Here is a 15902-nt window from a genome sequence, read left to right on the forward strand (position 1 = left end):
ACTCCATTCAATCATTCAGCCATTCAACCATTCAATCATTCATCCATTCATCCAACATGAAAAACACCTACTTCACACCCGGCCCTGCCGAACTTTATCCGACAGTAGCGAAACACCTGCAAACGGCGATGGATGAGCAGATTGGCTCAATCTCGCATCGAAGTCAGCGGTTTCGGGATATTTATAAGTTTGCTGATGAACAATTGCGGACGTTGCTGAACATTCCGGCCACGCACGGTATCTTCTTCACTGGTTCAGCCTCGGAGGTGTGGGAGCGGCTGCTGCTCAACTGCGTCGAACACGAGAGTTTTCACCTTGTCAATGGTTCGTTTTCGCAGAAGTTTTATGATTATGCGCAGTCGTTGCGCAAGTTTGCCCATAAGCTGGAAAAGCCGTTTGGCGAAGGTTTCGACGCGGCAGAGATAGAGGTGCCGGAGTACGCTGAACTGATTTGCCTGACGCACAACGAAACGTCGTCGGGGGTGCAGATGCGGCCCGCTGAGATGCACAAGCTGAAGCGAAAGTACCCACAGAAGTTGTTTTGTGTGGATATGGTGTCGTCGGCTCCATACCCTGATTTGGATTACAGCCTGATTGATTCAGCTTATTTTTCGGTACAGAAAGCGTTTGGTTTACCCGCCGGACTGGGTATATGGATTGCCAATCAGGCGTGTCTGGAAAAGGCCGAACGGCTGCAACGCTATGATGCCACCACGATTGGCGCACACAATACGCTGCCAATGCTTTGGAAACACTACAAAACGTATGAAACGCCTGCTACACCCAATGTGCTGTTTATCTATCTGTTGGGCAAAGTAGTGGAAGATTACAATGCCATTGGTATTCAAACAGTTCGGCGGCATATCGACGAGAAGGCCCGTCTGTTATATAAGTTTCTGGAAACGTCGGATGAGTTTGCACCGTTCGTAAAAAATGAACGGCACCGGTCGCAAACGGTCGTGGTTGCCAATACGAAGAAACCATCGAACGAGGTGATTGCGGGAGCCAGACAGGCAGGTATGATCATTGGTAGCGGCTACGGCAAACTCAAGGATTCGCAGATTCGGATTGCCAATTTCCCCGCGGTATCGGTCGAGCAGGTAAGTGCGTTACTTGCCCAGTTAAGCAGGTAGCCGGGCAAACTTTCGGCGTCGTATATAGTTAATGGAGTAGGCAAATAATGCTACATTAACTCAACGACGATGAAAACTTTACTAACAACAACCGCGCTGCTGGCGGGTCTTTCGCTGGCAGCCTACGCGCAAAACAACGCCGACTCAACGGGGCGAAATAAGCCCTTGCTGAATAACGAAACCAAACAGGAAATTCGCGAGAAAGTTGAGCAGACCGAAGACAAAGTCAATGAAGAAGTTGATCGCTCAATCAGCTATCAGCAACGCAATCAGTTAAGCTGGTTTCAACCCAATAACCTGTTCGCTGGCGGTGGTCTGGGATTTGGTGTGGCCGACGGTCAGGTTTTTTCGGGAATTAATACACGGGCGGGCTACTTCTTCCAACCGGGTTTTGCGGCTGGAATTCGCTACGATAATGAAACGCTGATTGGCAATCAGTACCGCGCCCGTCAATTTGGTGTGTTCACGCGTTATTATCCCTTCCGCACCCGCATCAGCAGTTTCATAGGTGTCAGCCTGAACCGGGGTCGCGAATTTTCAAACGATGTTACAAACAGGAAACTGGACCGATTCACCAGCGTAGGTCTGGAGATTGGGGTTATGACCTGGGTGCTTCGCCGGTTAGGTGCCGAACTGTCGTATGAGGGCAACTATTACAACCGCATCAACCCAACCGCAAGTCAAAGCCGGGGCGGTCGGCTGAAGATAGGTGTAAATTATTTCTTCGGACAGGTTGGCGGAAAACGCTAATGCTTTCTCCGTAAAGCCCCACCTGATCGTTCCGTAAATGCTCGCAAATATGATTTTCAGGAGCGTTAAATTTTTTGTCAACATTCTGATTATCAAACTAATATTGGCTGATTAACGGGATTTATATAGGGTGATAATATGTTAGTAAGGTGTGGCTCTTCTGCCCACTTTTACTCCCGTTATGACAACCGAAACAGCCATTTTGCCAGCAGCAACGCCACTTGTTAAGTCGCCTAAACTGTGGATGCCCCGGCGCGTAGTGTTCACAGCCGATGCCCTCAACGAGTCGTTCGGGCAGGCTATGTATGAGCGCATTTCGGCGCAGGGTTTGCCCATCGAGATTGCGAAGAACAATCGCATTACGGGCCTGCGCGGAGCCGACGAGCGCGAAACGTATCGCATCGCCAAAAATACACTGGCGGTGGTGAACGCTCCGCCGAGTGCCTTCAAACTACAGCCTATTCCGCCCTCTGCCGACTGGCAGATGAATCTTGCCGAAGGGTGCCCGGCTCATTGCCAGTACTGCTATTTGGCAGGTAGCCTGGCTGGCCCTCCGGTGGTGCGGACGTATGCCAACCTGCCCAAAATGCTCGAACACACGGCGGCTTATGAAGGCACCTATCCGCCTAACCGTAGCTGGCAAAGTAGCGACGCCAACCGCCCCACCACATTTGAGGTGAGTTGCTATACCGACGTGTTGGGCATCGAACATCTGACGGGCAGTTTGGCCGAATGTATCCGCTATTACGGCACCCGCGAAATGGGACAACTGCGCTTCGTGACCAAATACGATCAGGTCGATAACTTGCTTGCGTTGCCGCACAACGGCCAAACCCGCGCCCGTGTCAGCCTGAACACCGACAGCATTGCCCGGCGGCTGGAAGGTGGCACGGCCTCAATAGAAGCGCGGTTGCAGGGTATTCGGAAACTGGCGTTACCTAAAGAGTTGGACGGTGGCGGCTACCCAATTGGCCTTGTCATCGCCCCGATTATGCCCATCCCTGACTGGCGTGAACATTACACGGCTCTACTTGACCGCATCGCCGAAGTCATTGATTTCCCGTGTGATATGAACGCCGAGTTCATCAGCCACCGCTTTACGCCCGGCTCGAAAGACGTGCTGTTGCAGTGGTATCCGAACACCGCACTCGATATGGACGAAACAACACGCGCCGAGAAGCGTAACAAGTTTGGCGGCACCAAATACGTGTATCGGCCCGACGAGATGCGCGACATGAAAGCGTGGTTCTACGCCGAATGGCAGCAGCGTTTTCCTAACGCGCCCGTGTTATACTGGACGTAGCGTGCCCTCACCCCCGGCCCCTCTCCCAGAACGGGAGAGGGGTGAACCATCCGGGAGCAGTGCTCCCCTCTCCCGTTCTGGGAGAGGGGCTGGGGGTGAGGGTAGTTACCACACCCGCGCCTGCTGCACTTCTGGCTTATACAACTTCTGACCCGGCTGTACGCCGAACGCCTGATAGAACGGGGCAAAGTTGGAAAGTGGCCCATTGACCCGGAACTTATCGGGCGAGTGCGGGTCAGTAGCTACACGAACCCGCAGTGATTCATCGCGGACTTTGGTGCGCCACACTTGTGCGAAGCCTAAGAAGAACCGCTGATCCGGGGTGAAGCCGTCGATTTTATCCGTGCTTTGGCCCTGTTTTGTCAGTTTAAACGCCTGATAGGCCAGCGTAATACCGCCCAGGTCGGCTAAGTTTTCGCCTAATGTCAGGCGTCCGTTCAGGCGCAAATTATCCAGTACAGTATAGCCATTGTATTGGTCAACAATGGCTTGCGTTTTAGTGGTAAAGCGTTCGGCATCCTGTTTGGTCCACCAGTCGCGGAGGTTTCCGTTGGCATCATATTGCCGGCCCTGATCGTCGAAAAGGTGCGTCATTTCATGTCCAATCACCATGCCAATACCGCCGTAGTTGATGGCATCGTCGGCGTCTTTGTCGAAGAATGGGAATTGCAGAATGCCCGCCGGAAATACAATTTCGTTGTTGGTCGGATTGGCGTATGCGTTCACAGTGGGCGGAGTCATGGCCCACTCCGAGCGGTCGACTGGCTGATTGATTTTAGCAAATTCTCGTTTGTAATCATGTATGCGAGCACGTTGGACGTTGCCAAAAAAATCGTCCCGCTTCACGATTATGTCTGAGTAATCTTTCCACTTGTCGGGGTAGCCAATTTTTTTAACGAATTTATCTAACTTCGCCAACGCTACTTTTTTAGTTTCGGGAGCCATCCAGTCGAGTTTCTGAATTCGTTCGCGGTACACGGTTTGCAGGTTGTTGACCAACGTCAGCATCCGCTCTTTGGCGTCGGGCGGAAAGTAGCGTTTCACCCACAACTGCCCCAACGCTTCGCCCAGACTCCGGTCAATTCGATTGGTGATGCGTTTCCAGCGGGCGGGTTGCTGCGGCTGACCGTAGAGTGTATTTTCGTAGAACACAAACGCAGCCCGTTCAAACGGTTGGCTCAGTTGGCTGGTGTTCTGATCGATGGTAGCAAAGGCCAGATAATCGTTGAGCGTTGTGATCGGCACTGTCGGCAATAGCTTATCCAACGCCTGATAATAAGCGGGTTGCCCAATCAGCACGGTGTCGATCTGTTTAAGGTTCATCGTATTCAGCAGCGTTCGCCAATCCAGATTTGGCATTTGCCGGGTCAGCTCAGAAACGGAAACTTTGTTGTAATTGGCTACTGGGTCGCGCAGGTCGGCGGGGGCTTTGTGCGATTGAGCCAGCTTTGTTTCAAACTCCAGAATGCCCTCGGCTTTGGTGCGGGCCGACGCCGAATCAACGCCCGTCAGCGTGAACAATCGGGTTATGTACGTCAGAAAAGCCGCCCGAATTTTCTTTGTCGCAGCGTCCTGTTTGGTATAATACTCTTTTTCGGGCAGCGTCAGCCCGGCCTGTTGAAAGTTGATGCGGTTGAGGCTGCTTTGCCGGTCGTCGGCCCCGATGTAGAAGCCGAATAATTTACCCCCCGGAGCCGCTTTATCAGCCGCCACGTAGTTCAATATGTCTTTATAAGTGGTCAGTGTTGCGATTTTGGCAAGGTCGGGTTTCAGCGGTTCGTAGCCGATTTTTTCAATCGTGACGGTGTCCATGCCACTGGCGTAGAAATCGCCTATCTGCTGTTCAATACTGCCCGTTTTGGCGTCGGCTTTAGCGGTTTCTTCCAGAATAGCTTTTGTCTTTAGCTGATTTTCTTCGTATAACTGATAAAACGACCCCCAGCCCGTTTGGTCGGCGGGGATAACCGTTTTTTTCAACCACGTACCATTAGCATACGAAAAAAAATCGTTGCCGGGGCTAACCGTGGTGTCCATACCTGACTTGTCGAAGAAACTGGTTCGGCGGGCTGATTCGTCGCCAGATTCCGTACCTTTCTGGCAGGCTGTCAGACATATAGTCGTGGCAAAAAGACAAATGAACAATTTAACATGTATCATAGAGTGTTCTGTTGTTCGTTTAGAATTCGATATTTTTACGCATAAAACGCTGAACCATGAAAAATGTACTGTTTATAGCCCTCTTGGTTGGGGCTTCATTTGGTGCCGTAGCGCAGGATAACGTAAGCTATCATGGCAAAAAGATCAATAGCAAAGGGGCCATTGCGGCTACCGAGCTACCGGCTAAAATGGGCGATAAAGACAAAATGCCCGCAAAAGTTGAAGGTACGGTAGAGGATGTTTGCAAGATGAAAGGCTGCTGGATGAAAGTAAAAACCGGCGACGGCCAAACCATGCGGGTAACGTTTAAAGACTACGGTTTCTTTGTCCCGAAAGATATTGTTGGCAAAACAGTTGTTGTGCAGGGCCTTGCCGAAACCACCACTACGCCCGTGTCGGAGTTGCGCCACTATGCCGAAGACGCTGGTAAATCGAAGGAAGAAATTGCCAAGATTACCGAACCCGAAAAAGCCCTTACGTTCGTAGCCGACGGGGTTATTGTGAAGCAATAAGATTTTGTCATTTGTAAGCCAGTTGTTTTTGTGCGTATCATTGCAAAAACACCCACCAACTATGTTTTTAGAAGAACGAGTAGAACAACTGGAACAATTGGCCGTTGACCAAGGCCGCCAACTTGAAAGCGTCGCGCGTGGCTTAGCCGACCTGACCGTCGATGTACGAGCCATCCGCCGGGACCAAAACGAAGGCTTCGCCCGGATCGATAGCGAACTGGCCGAAATCAGGCAGGATATTGCCGGAGTAAAAGCGGAAGTAGCCGAAGTCAGAGCCGATCTTGAATCGTTCAAGAAAGAGGTTCGCGAAGAGTTCACGCGGGTCAACACCCGTCTCGATGAAATGCAGGGTACAATCGGTCAGATGCAGGGTACGATTGTAGACATACAAGGTACAATCGGTCAAATGCAAAGTACAATCGGTCAAATGCAAAGTACGATTGATCAAATGCAGGGTACGCTCGGTCAGGTGCAAGACACACTGAAATTGATTGTAAAAGTGTTGACTGACCGCCCAAATTGATTAAACAGCCCAGTATTACAGAAAAAAGCCTTAGAGTCAATCCAACACTTTTTTCGTAGATTCAGGCCGCAACCAACCGTTGCGGCTTTTTTCGTACCCAACCAAATCATCAGCCATGAAACAACTGTACCTGCTGGCGGGGCTATCGCTGCTGGCTTCTCCCCTATTGGCTCAACGTACCCTTATCCACTGTGGTAATTTCTTCGATGGAATCGGCAATGCCGTTCAGTCGCAAATGACTGTGGTGGTCGAAGGCAATAAAATTACCGCCATTCAGAAAGGTTATACCTCACCCGCCGGGCAAGACCGCGTGGTTGATCTGAAAACCAAAACCGTGCTGCCCGGCCTGATCGATATGCACGTACATATCGAGAACGAAACCCGGCGCGGTGCCACCGCCGACCGCTTCACCCAGAACGTACCCGATGTAGCGTACCAAGCCGCCAAATACGCCAAAACCACGCTCATGGCCGGTTTTACAACCGTGCGCGACCTCGGCGGCAGTGGTATCAACGTGGCCCTGCGCAACGCCGTTAACCGGGGGCTGGTTGAAGGTCCACGTATCTTCACCGTCGGCAAGTCGATTGCTACGACTGGCGGCCACGCCGACCCGACCAACGGCTATCGGAGCGACCTGATGGGCGATCCCGGCCCTCTGGAAGGCGTTATCAACGGTCCTGAAGAAGGTCGAAAGGCTGTTCGACAACGGTACAAGGAAGGGTCTGACCTGATCAAAATTACGGCAACGGGGGGTGTTCTGAGCAATGCCAAAGATGGTCAGGGACCGCAGTTTACGGAGGAAGAACTGAAAGCGATTGTCGAAACAGCTAAAGATTATGGCTACCCCGTAGCGGCCCACGCGCACGGGGCTGAGGGCATGAAACGGGCTATTCGGGCGGGTGTTCAGACCATCGAACACGGCACCTACATGGACGACGAAGCCATTGAGCTGTTTAAAAAGAATGGCACTTACTATGTGCCCACCATCATTGCCGGAAAAACCGTTGCCGACTCAGCCCGTACCTTCGGCTACTACCCGGCTTTGGTAACGCCTAAAGCATTAGCCATCGGCCCCAAAATTCAGGCTACGTTTGGTAAAGCCTATAAAGCAGGTGTAAACATCGCTTTTGGCACTGACGCAGGGGTGTATATCCACGGCTACAATGCTAAAGAATTTGAGTACATGGTTGAAGCTGGTATGCCGCCATTGGCCGCCGTGAAATCGGCACTGATGACCAATGCCAAACTACTCAATATGGATACGCAGATCGGCTCTATCGAAACAGGCAAGTTAGCTGATATCATCGCCGTTGATGGGAATCCATTGCAGGACGTTAAAACGCTCCAATCCGTCCGCTTTGTCATGAAAGATGGCAAAATATACAAACAATGAACACCCAATAGTTCGTTGTAGCATACGCTGTTCACTGCCAGACAGCGGGAAATGGGCTACAAGGGCTATTCACGGCCAGCCAGGGGCGGTATGTTGATTGTGGTGCAGGCAAAATGTCGATGGTAGTTACAAGGTCGTCAAGTCGCTGCTCAAATTGCGTCAGAATGTGATGAAGCCTGTTCAGTACTAACTTTCCCTCCTCCTGATTAAGATAGGCCAGTTGAAAAACAGCCTGCATGTAAGCCGATTCGTCGGGTTTCGCGTCGTGCCAGAAAAGTTGGAATGGTACGGTGGCTGCCTGCTCATTTAATGGATAAACCTGATTGGAAAGCTCTGCAAACTGAACCGCCGGATCGTGCGGCACGTGTGTCAGCAACACATCGGTTAGTGGCTCGGTTGCCAAATCGCGGCCCAGTAACCGGGCGAACTGACCCACTGGAAAAGCACGATGGCCGTTGTCGGCCCGATGCTGATTGCGAATGAGCCGAATCATTTTTCGGAGCGAATGACCAGGATTGTAGGTGGCCTGAAACGGTAACGTCCGGTCGAAGCGTCCCAGCGTTTCGCGTTGAGTTTTTGTCTGACGCCCCGCCACCGTTCGTCCAAAGAGGCACGTGGCCTGGTGGGTTGTTCGGGCAAAACAGAGCGTGAGTGCCGCCAGCAATAAGGATTCGGTGGTCGATGCGGTCTCGGCGGCAACGCGAGCCAGCATGTGACTCAATTCGTCGCTCAAAGGCAGACTGACCACGCCCGAACCGGCATCTTTGGGCTCCTGCCGACGAAGCAGCGGGCGAGGCCGTTCAGACAGTTGTTTTTCCCAATAATACCGGTCTTCTGTATACGCCAGACTGGTTAGGTACAGCCGTGCCGGTGCAATTTCTTTCACGTAAGAATAAACCAGTTCCGTTTCCTGACGACCCGCCACCTGCCGTGTGTAGTCGTTGGCAACGTATCGCAGCAGGAGGTTAAAGCCGGTATGATCGAGCAGTAGGCTATGGCAACGAATAAACAGCCGATATTCATTGTTGGCAATGGTCAGCAACACAAATTCGGCACATTGCTGATCGGGAAGCGACCTGTTCATCTGCCGACGTATCCAGTTGTCGGCTTCCAGACGCGGGCAGACCGCAGGCTGCATGTCGAGCACAGACACAGGCAGGTGCGATAGGGCATCGTTGAGACTGGCAACTGGCCGAAAACAGCTCACGTCTAACTGGTAGCGAAATATATCATAGTAAGTAGGGAGGTTGACAATAATTTGTCGTAACAGGTCGATCTGAAGCGGCCCGGTAAGGGTTACGTAACCGGCCACTGCCGGTTGCATTTTCCCGATGGGTTGCGTCAATATTATTTCTTCCTGGGCCGGATGCCAGGCGAGTTGCGTATCAGTATAAGTAGTTGGCATAGCAAAAAAAGGAAGAATCAGGAATGAAAATTACAGCTATGTCAACTACCTTAGATTAGTTTGTCGGTCAATGGGTGGTAAAGGTTGGTAAACGTATACTTTTGGTAGGCAAACGACAATATATCCAGCTTCCCTTTCCTTCATGACGAACGACCGTATCAACATCCTGCTTATTGAAGATGAGGCCATTCTGGCAATGGACCTTGCCGACCAGTTAGAAACAGAAGGGTATTTTGTTGTGGGTGTTGCCAACAATGGCCGAAAGGCACTCGAATTATTTGCAGGTAATACCGTTGATCTGGTGTTGTGCGACATTACGATTAAAGGCGACTGGGACGGTATCGAAACCATTCGGCAATTGTCAACCATTCGGCAGGTGCCCGTTATTTACCTGACAGCCCTGGCCGACCGGGCCACCATTGGGCGGGCTAAAGAAACATTTCCGGCAGCCTACATCACCAAACCTTTCAACCTAATGCAGTTGCGGCTGGCTATCGAAATGGCTATCAACAATTTTTCAGGACGCGTTTCTATGCCGCAAATCCCCGATAAAACGGCAGCAAAAGACGGCCTGAGACCGGCACCTATCCTGAAAGTAGATAACGCCCTGTTTATCAAGCAGCAACAGCAATTTGTGAAAGTACCGCTTCAGGAAATACTGTTTCTGGAAGCCGACGACATTTATACGACCGTTGTTACACGAGCTAAAAAATACGTTGTGCGGCTCCCACTCAGTCATATGCTCGAACGGTTGCAGTATAATCGGCTGACCCGAACGCACCGCTCGTTTGTGGTTAATTTAGACCGGATTGAATCGTTCAGCGATCACGACGTGATGGTGGCCGGGCATTCGGTGCCGCTGGGCCGCAATTATAAAGAAGAATTTATGCGGCACTTCCCGGTCTGGTAGGCTTATAATTCCTGCGACAGGTTAAAGAAAAAACCAGGCTTACCCTGTGCATTGATTGTACCACTGAACCGGAATACCATGTTGTAGAACGTGACAAAATCGAGGCTAACGCCCGTTCCGGCCAATAAGCGGTTGGCTAACTGGCTCTGGTATTGCTCGGCCACCGTGCTGCTCACATAGCCCATATCGGCAAAAGCGGTCACATATCCCGCAATAGGCACTGTGTTAAATTGCCGGACAGGTAGCCAGTTCAATTGTTTGCGAACATCGAAAAGCTGGTAGCGCAGGCTGTTTCGCCAGATGCCAAATCGCTGACCATCAACAACGTACAGTTCATATCCGCGTATCATGTCGAGCGAACTGCCTAAACCCCGCAGAAAAAAATAGGGTTGCTCGACGGGCAGGGAGAACCGCCCGCGCAAACCCGATGCCGTATAAAACCGACCACCCAACGGCCAGAAACGGGTGACAGAACCCAGAAACTCGGCATAGCGAAAATTATCGCTCGGCAGCAGGCCACCCACCCCGGCAGAAGCGGTCAGTAAGGTTCCACGTAGTGGATACGCCACGTTATCGCGCTGATCGTACCGATAGGTGTAGCTCAGGCTCGTGAATGACAGGCGGGTACGGCCATTCAGAAAATAATTCGGATTGAGCCGGGCAATAGTGTCGTTGATGGTATTGCGCGTATGGCGGGCTTCGATAGTATGATAATGATACAGCCCCCGCCGGTAGGTCATCTGCAAAAATGCAAACATGCGCTCGCGCAGCAGTTCTTCCGAACGCACGTATACCCACTTATCGTTCAGCGTCTGATAAGGCAACTCTTTGTTGGTCTGATAATTAAAGTCGGCGCGAAGACCAATGCGCTGGGCCCGGTCAACGTAGGGCATGGCGTATGAAATTACCGTTCGCGACAGAAACCCACGCTCGATGGCTAACTGAAGCCGGTCATTGTTACCCGTTACGTTACGGTAGCTGAGCCGCCCGCCGTAGATAACCCGTCGGAGGTCTCGGCCCCGGTCATACCACCACTCGTTGAAATTTCGGTCGGCCAGATCAAAAACCGGGTATACAATGATGTACCAGCGTTCTTTCATCACTACCGTCAGATCAACCGTTGCCAGCCGGGTTGAATCGAGCGCGGGTATGTACTGCGTGACGATATCGACCGTAATAAACAGATTGGTATTATTGACGTTACGCTGATCCCAAGCCATTCGACCGGGCAGGTCGGCCAGCCGGACTGTATCGCCCGTATGTAGGGATAGTTCGCGCCGAACAATGCGGTCGCGCGTGCGGTAATTGCCTTTCAGCGTAATTTGCCCAATCAGTACCGACTGGCTCGAATCAAGCACGATAACAGAACGGTCCTGAGCGGCAGCGGGCCAGATGATCCCAAAAACGACCGCAAGCCACACGAAACCGATTACTCCACTTTTTGGAATCATGGCCAAAAATACGGCTTTCTCAAAAAAATAAGACAAGAATATCTGTGTATCCTGCAAACCACTACGTATAATTGTTGTCTGTTCGTTAAATGCTACAGAAGATACTCCAAACTTTACCTGCTACATGCAAACCGAAAAAATTCAGAAGCCAGCGGCCCTCGCGAAGCCCAACCTAACGTTCTGGCAAATCTGGAACATGAGTTTTGGCTTTTTCGGGATACAGTACAACTTCGGCCTCCAGCAATTTATTATGAGTCCGGTGTTTCGCTATCTCGGTGCCGATGAAAACAAGATACCCATTTTGTGGCTGGCCGGTCCAGTAACGGGTTTGCTGATACAGCCGCTGATTGGCGCAATCAGCGACCGAACGTGGTCGCCCCGCTGGGGTCGGCGGAAGCCATTTTTCCTTATCGGAGCCATTATTTCCAGCATTGCGCTGGTGCTGATGCCCAACTCCAAAGCACTCTGGATGGCTGCCGGGCTGATGTGGATGATGGACGCCGGGCTGAACGTAACGATGGAGCCGTTTCGGGCGTTTATCGGCGATAAGCTGAATGAGGGGCAACGAACCCTGGGGTTTGCTATTCAAAGTTTTTTTGTGGGTTTCGGGCAGATATTAGCCAGCCTGATGCCCTACCTGCTGCCAGTGCTGGGCATTGCCATGACGTTGTCTGAAACTGAAGGCGGCAATGCCATTCCGCAATATGTGCATTACCTGTTCTATATTGGCGCGTTTGCTATTGTGGCGGCTGTACTCTGGACGGTTTATACAACCAAAGAATACCCGCCCGCCGACATGGCCGAGTTCGAGCGCATGAAACGTGAACAGAAAGGCTTCGGTCATGCCATTGCCGAAATCAAAGACGCGCTCCTCGAAATGCCGACCACGATGCGACAGTTGTGGTGGGTAAAGTTTTTTACCTGGTATGGCCTGCCCCTGATGTGGCAGTACCTATCGCTGGCAATTGCCCGGCACGCTTTCAATGCACCAACACCCGACGCGCCCGGTTTTGAAGAGGGCAGTAAATGGGGCGGTTTGTGCTTTGCTTTCTTCAATGTGGGGTGCATTCTGGTATCCTTCCTGATTCCGATGCTGTCGCGACGGTTTAGCAAGCAGGCAGTTCACGCCCTGTTTTTGTCGGTGGCCGGCTTAGGCTTTATGTCGATGCTGTTTTCGAACGATAAAAATATTTTCGCCTTTGGCATGCTGCTCGTGGGCTTCGGCTGGGGGTCGATTCTGTCGATGCCGTATGTGATGCTGGCCGACTCGGTTCCGGCTTCGCGCATGGGGGTGTACATGGGTATTTTCAACGGTTTCATTGTGGTGCCGCAAATTATCAGCATGATCACGGTGCCGTTCCTATACAATAATGTTTTGGGTAGCGATCCCCGTAACGCGCTCATTCTCTGTGGCATTTGCCTATTCTTAGCGGCTGCATCGTGCTTCCTGGTGAAGTCGAATCCGAACAGTACCGGAGCTGCGTTTCCAGTCGGGGGCGGGGGGCATTAATTTTATTTCGTTACTTCGTGGGGTTGAAAGGTGTCTCAGCAGCGTTTCGTTCGTGCTGACCGGGCGCGTTTCAACCCCATAATGCGTTGGTAACGCGGCTGGAAAGCCGCATTCGCCAACGCATTAACGCAATCCTTACCACCGCATTACGCTTATACAGTAGATGGATAGTTCTGAACGCCCTTACGACCTGATTTCGGTAGGCGAGTTACTGGCCGACTTCATTAGCCACCACGTTTCATCGAGCTTGCTCGATGCCCAGGATTTTCGGCGGTATCAGGGCGGTAGTCCGGCCAATATGGCGGCTAACATGGCCCGGCTCGGAAACAAAGTCGCGCTGGTTGCCACAGTTGGCACTGATAACATAGGGCGATACCTGACCCGCCAAATCACCGAAACGGGCGTCGATACACAATACGTACACAGCCATCCGCTCGAACCCACCAGCATTGTCGTAGTGTCGCGCACGTCGGGTACGCCCGATTTTATTGCCTACCGTACCGCCGACCGACAAATCGAACCCGAACACCTGCCTGATTCGTTGCTGCAACAGGCCCGGATTTTTCATACTACCTGCTTCGCCCTGAGCCAGTCGCCCGCGCAGGGAACCATTGTCGATGGTGCCCGCCGAGCGCAGGCTCTTGGTTGTCAGGTCAGTATCGACGCCAATTATGCACCCAGTATCTGGCCCGACCGCGATCAGGCATGGCGCGTACTGACCGAGTATTTTTCGTATGGTGCGCTGGTCAAAGTCAGCGAAGACGACGTGGCGCGGCTGTATGGCAGCAAGCAGCCCCCCGAAAAAGCTATTCAGGATTTTCACCAGATGGGGGCATCATTGGTCTGTCTGACGCTCGGCCCCGATGGTAGTTTAGTGTCGTACAACAACGGTGCAAAACAGGCTCGCGTACCGGGCCGAAAAATAGACGTGGTCGACGTTACCGGTGCGGGGGATGCCTACTGGGCCGGTTTCCTGACCGCTTACATCGATGGTTACGCGCCCGCCAACTGCGCTCACGTTGGCGCGGCCCTCGCGAAAATGAAACTCACCCGGCAGGGACCACTACCACCCAAAATTGATCGCGAGGAGATTTATTAAAAAAGGTGTAGGGTGTAAAGGGATAGGGCGTAGGGTATAAAAGGTGTAGGGTTTTGCGTCAGCCCCTTACACCCTACACCTTTACACCTTTACACCCTATCCCTTTTATTTCAACTCGGCCAGTTTGTTCATATCAACGTCTTCGAGGGCGGCTTTGATTTTGTCTATGCCAACGCCCCGCCCTTTGGCCGTAACGATGTAGCGTTTATTGACCAATACGGCCACCTCGCCCGATTTGCTGCTGTTATCGTATTTCTCGAAAGCTTTGTTGCCACCGATGGTTGTCGTTTTTTCGTAGCCGTCGGCAGTTTCCTTATCGACCTCGATCATACTCCAGGCAGCCAAGCCCATCATCATGGCCGAGCCAGCTCCATCGACTAAGGCGATTTCGATGGTTTCGCTGTTGTCATCATTGCCATATTTGCCTGTCGCGGTTGAGACGCCGAAGCCCATTGCTTTGTTTTTCTCGCCGGTTGCTTCCTTGCGGGTTAGTCCGTCGGCGTCGGCGGGGAGCAATTCTTTCAACGCGCGGAAATCGACGGTTTCTACCGGTCCGTTTTTCTGCATTTCTTCAGCCTGATCGGCTATAGCTTTCATAGCGTCAACGGCCCCTGTTGCCGAAACCGACGCTTCTTCGGTTTTTTCTTCCTCTTTGTTGCCGCCACAGCCGGTCAGCAGTACGCCCATGAGCAGGGCTGTAGTCAGGTAGGAGTGCTTGTTAGTCATTCGATTGTTGGTTTAGGAAATTACATATTGGCAAAGTAGGCGTTGCATCGATACATACAGCAGCTTTTTGAGTGAACGCGGCATAAAAGCAAAAAGGAGCCGTAAAGCCCCTTTTCTACCCTTGTCAAACCCGTTTTCGTCAGGATTTTACTCCATCCGGCTCCGATGCTTCTACCAGCGTGACCGGGTTTTGATAGCTTCGTATCACGAAATAAATACCCAGCAGCACTGCCGGAATACTCAGAATCTGGCCCATGTTCAGGAACAGGCTATTCTCAAACGATACCTGATTTTCTTTGGTGTACTCCCACAAAAATCGCAGCGCAAATACCCAGATCAGAAAAATGCCAAGCATACTGCCGCGTGGAGCGCGGCCTTTGTACTTATTCCAGAACCAGAACAGAAAGAAAAAAAGTACCAGACACGACAGCGATTCGTATAACTGTGCCGGGTGGCGTGGCACAACGTGGGGCATCGGAATACCGCTGTAGTCGGCACGGGGAAATACAACGCCCCAGGGCAGGTCGGTGGGACGACCGATGATTTCGGAGTTAATAAAATTACCCAGCCGGATAAATGCCCCGCTCAGAGCAACCGTAATCACGATTCGGTCTGTAACCCACAGAAACGTTTGTCCGGTTGCCCGGCTCGATTTCCGGCGCGAATACAGCCAAAGCCCCGTCAGAATACCGATAGTTGCCCCGTGACTGGCTAAACCGGCAAAGGGGGGCGTAATAACCGTGAGGGGGTTTTTAAGCAGAACTTCGGGTTCATAAAACAGAAAATGACCAAAACGCGCCCCTACTACCGTCGATACAACCATGAAAATCAGCAGCGTATCGGTATCGGCAACGGGTTTGCCTTCTTTTTTGAAAATGTAGGTCATGATCTGCATACCGATCAGAAAACCCAGTGCGAAGAGCAGCCCATACCAGCGTACAGAAAAAGCACCGATGTGAAAAATTTCGGGATCAGCTTCCCAAATAATGTACTGCAACATAGTTTGTCAGCGAAAGTGCCGGTTCGTATC

14 protein-coding genes are annotated in these 15902 nt (G+C 51.8%); 9 read left to right on the forward strand and 5 right to left on the reverse strand.

Annotated elements, in window-relative coordinates:
- Positions 1-56: 56 nt before the first annotated feature.
- The 3 genes from AWR27_RS14715 (at position 57) to AWR27_RS14725 (ending at position 3186) form a co-directional block, all read left to right on the forward strand.
- Entirely contained in the window at positions 57-1133 is a 1077-nt protein-coding gene (locus tag AWR27_RS14715) for an aminotransferase class V-fold PLP-dependent enzyme (protein WP_077131865.1), read from the forward strand.
- Between the two features lie 69 nt (positions 1134-1202).
- Positions 1203-1883, forward strand: coding sequence for a hypothetical protein (locus AWR27_RS14720; protein WP_077131866.1), 681 nt, complete (start codon positions 1203-1205; stop codon positions 1881-1883).
- A 181-nt stretch (positions 1884-2064) separates the two neighbouring features.
- Positions 2065-3186, forward strand: a complete 1122-nt coding sequence (locus AWR27_RS14725; RefSeq protein WP_077131867.1) for a spore photoproduct lyase family protein — start codon at positions 2065-2067, stop codon at positions 3184-3186.
- A 105-nt stretch (positions 3187-3291) separates the two neighbouring features.
- Here AWR27_RS14725 and AWR27_RS14730 read toward each other — a convergent pair whose 3' ends face one another.
- Positions 3292-5343, reverse strand: coding sequence for a M13 family metallopeptidase (locus AWR27_RS14730; protein ID WP_077131868.1), 2052 nt, complete (start codon positions 5341-5343; stop codon positions 3292-3294).
- A gap of 56 nt (positions 5344-5399) precedes the next feature.
- On the opposite strand from AWR27_RS14730, the gene AWR27_RS14735 reads away from it, so the two are divergent.
- The 3 genes from AWR27_RS14735 to AWR27_RS14745 all read left to right on the forward strand — a co-directional run bounded on the left by AWR27_RS14735 (position 5400) and on the right by AWR27_RS14745 (position 7771).
- On the forward strand, positions 5400-5855 hold the full coding sequence (locus AWR27_RS14735) for a DUF4920 domain-containing protein (protein WP_077131869.1): 456 nt from the start codon (positions 5400-5402) through the stop codon (positions 5853-5855).
- Positions 5856-5916: 61 nt separating this feature from the next.
- Positions 5917-6378: a hypothetical protein gene (locus tag AWR27_RS14740; protein ID WP_077131870.1), complete on the forward strand. Its 462-nt coding sequence runs from the start codon at positions 5917-5919 to the stop codon at positions 6376-6378.
- A 115-nt stretch (positions 6379-6493) separates the two neighbouring features.
- Positions 6494-7771, forward strand: a complete 1278-nt coding sequence (locus AWR27_RS14745) for a metal-dependent hydrolase family protein (RefSeq protein ID WP_077134007.1) — start codon at positions 6494-6496, stop codon at positions 7769-7771.
- A gap of 31 nt (positions 7772-7802) precedes the next feature.
- Here AWR27_RS14745 and AWR27_RS14750 read toward each other — a convergent pair whose 3' ends face one another.
- Entirely contained in the window at positions 7803-9176 is a 1374-nt protein-coding gene (locus AWR27_RS14750; RefSeq protein ID WP_083732864.1) for a condensation domain-containing protein, read from the reverse strand.
- A 142-nt stretch (positions 9177-9318) separates the two neighbouring features.
- Between AWR27_RS14750 and AWR27_RS14755 the strand changes: the two genes are divergently transcribed.
- On the forward strand, positions 9319-10086 hold the full coding sequence (locus AWR27_RS14755) for a LytR/AlgR family response regulator transcription factor (protein WP_077131872.1): 768 nt from the start codon (positions 9319-9321) through the stop codon (positions 10084-10086).
- A gap of 2 nt (positions 10087-10088) precedes the next feature.
- Here the strand turns inward: AWR27_RS14755 and AWR27_RS14760 are convergent, their stop codons facing one another.
- Complete coding sequence (locus AWR27_RS14760; RefSeq protein ID WP_077134008.1) at positions 10089-11537, reverse strand: BamA/TamA family outer membrane protein; 1449 nt, start codon at positions 11535-11537, stop codon at positions 10089-10091.
- Between the two features lie 124 nt (positions 11538-11661).
- Here AWR27_RS14760 and AWR27_RS14765 point away from each other — a divergent pair, with 124 nt between their 5' ends.
- Positions 11662-13047 carry an MFS transporter gene (locus AWR27_RS14765; RefSeq protein WP_077131873.1) on the forward strand — a complete coding sequence of 462 codons (1386 nt, stop codon included), beginning with the start codon at positions 11662-11664 and terminating at the stop codon, positions 13045-13047.
- Positions 13048-13210: 163 nt separating this feature from the next.
- On the forward strand, positions 13211-14146 hold the full coding sequence (locus tag AWR27_RS14770) for a carbohydrate kinase family protein (RefSeq protein ID WP_077131874.1): 936 nt from the start codon (positions 13211-13213) through the stop codon (positions 14144-14146).
- A 105-nt stretch (positions 14147-14251) separates the two neighbouring features.
- On the opposite strand, the gene AWR27_RS14775 is transcribed toward AWR27_RS14770, so the two are convergent.
- Positions 14252-14872, reverse strand: coding sequence for a transposase (locus AWR27_RS14775; protein WP_077131875.1), 621 nt, complete (start codon positions 14870-14872; stop codon positions 14252-14254).
- Positions 14873-15011: 139 nt separating this feature from the next.
- Positions 15012-15872 carry a prolipoprotein diacylglyceryl transferase gene (gene lgt, locus AWR27_RS14780; RefSeq protein ID WP_077131876.1) on the reverse strand — a complete coding sequence of 287 codons (861 nt, stop codon included), beginning with the start codon at positions 15870-15872 and terminating at the stop codon, positions 15012-15014.
- Positions 15873-15902 lie beyond the last annotated feature (30 nt).

This window comes from Spirosoma montaniterrae, from assembly GCF_001988955.1.
Classification (GTDB): domain Bacteria; phylum Bacteroidota; class Bacteroidia; order Cytophagales; family Spirosomataceae; genus Spirosoma; species Spirosoma montaniterrae.

What these genes read in the sequence shown, in the direction of transcription:
- AWR27_RS14715 (WP_077131865.1), top strand. Translation starts at nt 57, where the DNA reads ATGAAAAACACCTACTTCACACCCGGCCCTGCCGAACTTTATCCGACA.
- AWR27_RS14720 (WP_077131866.1), top strand. Translation starts at nt 1,203, where the DNA reads ATGAAAACTTTACTAACAACAACCGCGCTGCTGGCGGGTCTTTCGCTG.
- AWR27_RS14725 (WP_077131867.1), top strand. Translation starts at nt 2,065, where the DNA reads ATGACAACCGAAACAGCCATTTTGCCAGCAGCAACGCCACTTGTTAAG.
- AWR27_RS14730 (WP_077131868.1), bottom strand. Translation starts at nt 5,343, where the DNA reads ATGATACATGTTAAATTGTTCATTTGTCTTTTTGCCACGACTATATGT.
- AWR27_RS14735 (WP_077131869.1), top strand. Translation starts at nt 5,400, where the DNA reads ATGAAAAATGTACTGTTTATAGCCCTCTTGGTTGGGGCTTCATTTGGT.
- AWR27_RS14740 (WP_077131870.1), top strand. Translation starts at nt 5,917, where the DNA reads ATGTTTTTAGAAGAACGAGTAGAACAACTGGAACAATTGGCCGTTGAC.
- AWR27_RS14745 (WP_077134007.1), top strand. Translation starts at nt 6,494, where the DNA reads ATGAAACAACTGTACCTGCTGGCGGGGCTATCGCTGCTGGCTTCTCCC.
- AWR27_RS14750 (WP_083732864.1), bottom strand. Translation starts at nt 9,176, where the DNA reads ATGCCAACTACTTATACTGATACGCAACTCGCCTGGCATCCGGCCCAG.
- AWR27_RS14755 (WP_077131872.1), top strand. Translation starts at nt 9,319, where the DNA reads ATGACGAACGACCGTATCAACATCCTGCTTATTGAAGATGAGGCCATT.
- AWR27_RS14760 (WP_077134008.1), bottom strand. Translation starts at nt 11,537, where the DNA reads ATGATTCCAAAAAGTGGAGTAATCGGTTTCGTGTGGCTTGCGGTCGTT.
- AWR27_RS14765 (WP_077131873.1), top strand. Translation starts at nt 11,662, where the DNA reads ATGCAAACCGAAAAAATTCAGAAGCCAGCGGCCCTCGCGAAGCCCAAC.
- AWR27_RS14770 (WP_077131874.1), top strand. Translation starts at nt 13,211, where the DNA reads ATGGATAGTTCTGAACGCCCTTACGACCTGATTTCGGTAGGCGAGTTA.
- AWR27_RS14775 (WP_077131875.1), bottom strand. Translation starts at nt 14,872, where the DNA reads ATGACTAACAAGCACTCCTACCTGACTACAGCCCTGCTCATGGGCGTA.
- lgt (WP_077131876.1), bottom strand. Translation starts at nt 15,872, where the DNA reads ATGTTGCAGTACATTATTTGGGAAGCTGATCCCGAAATTTTTCACATC.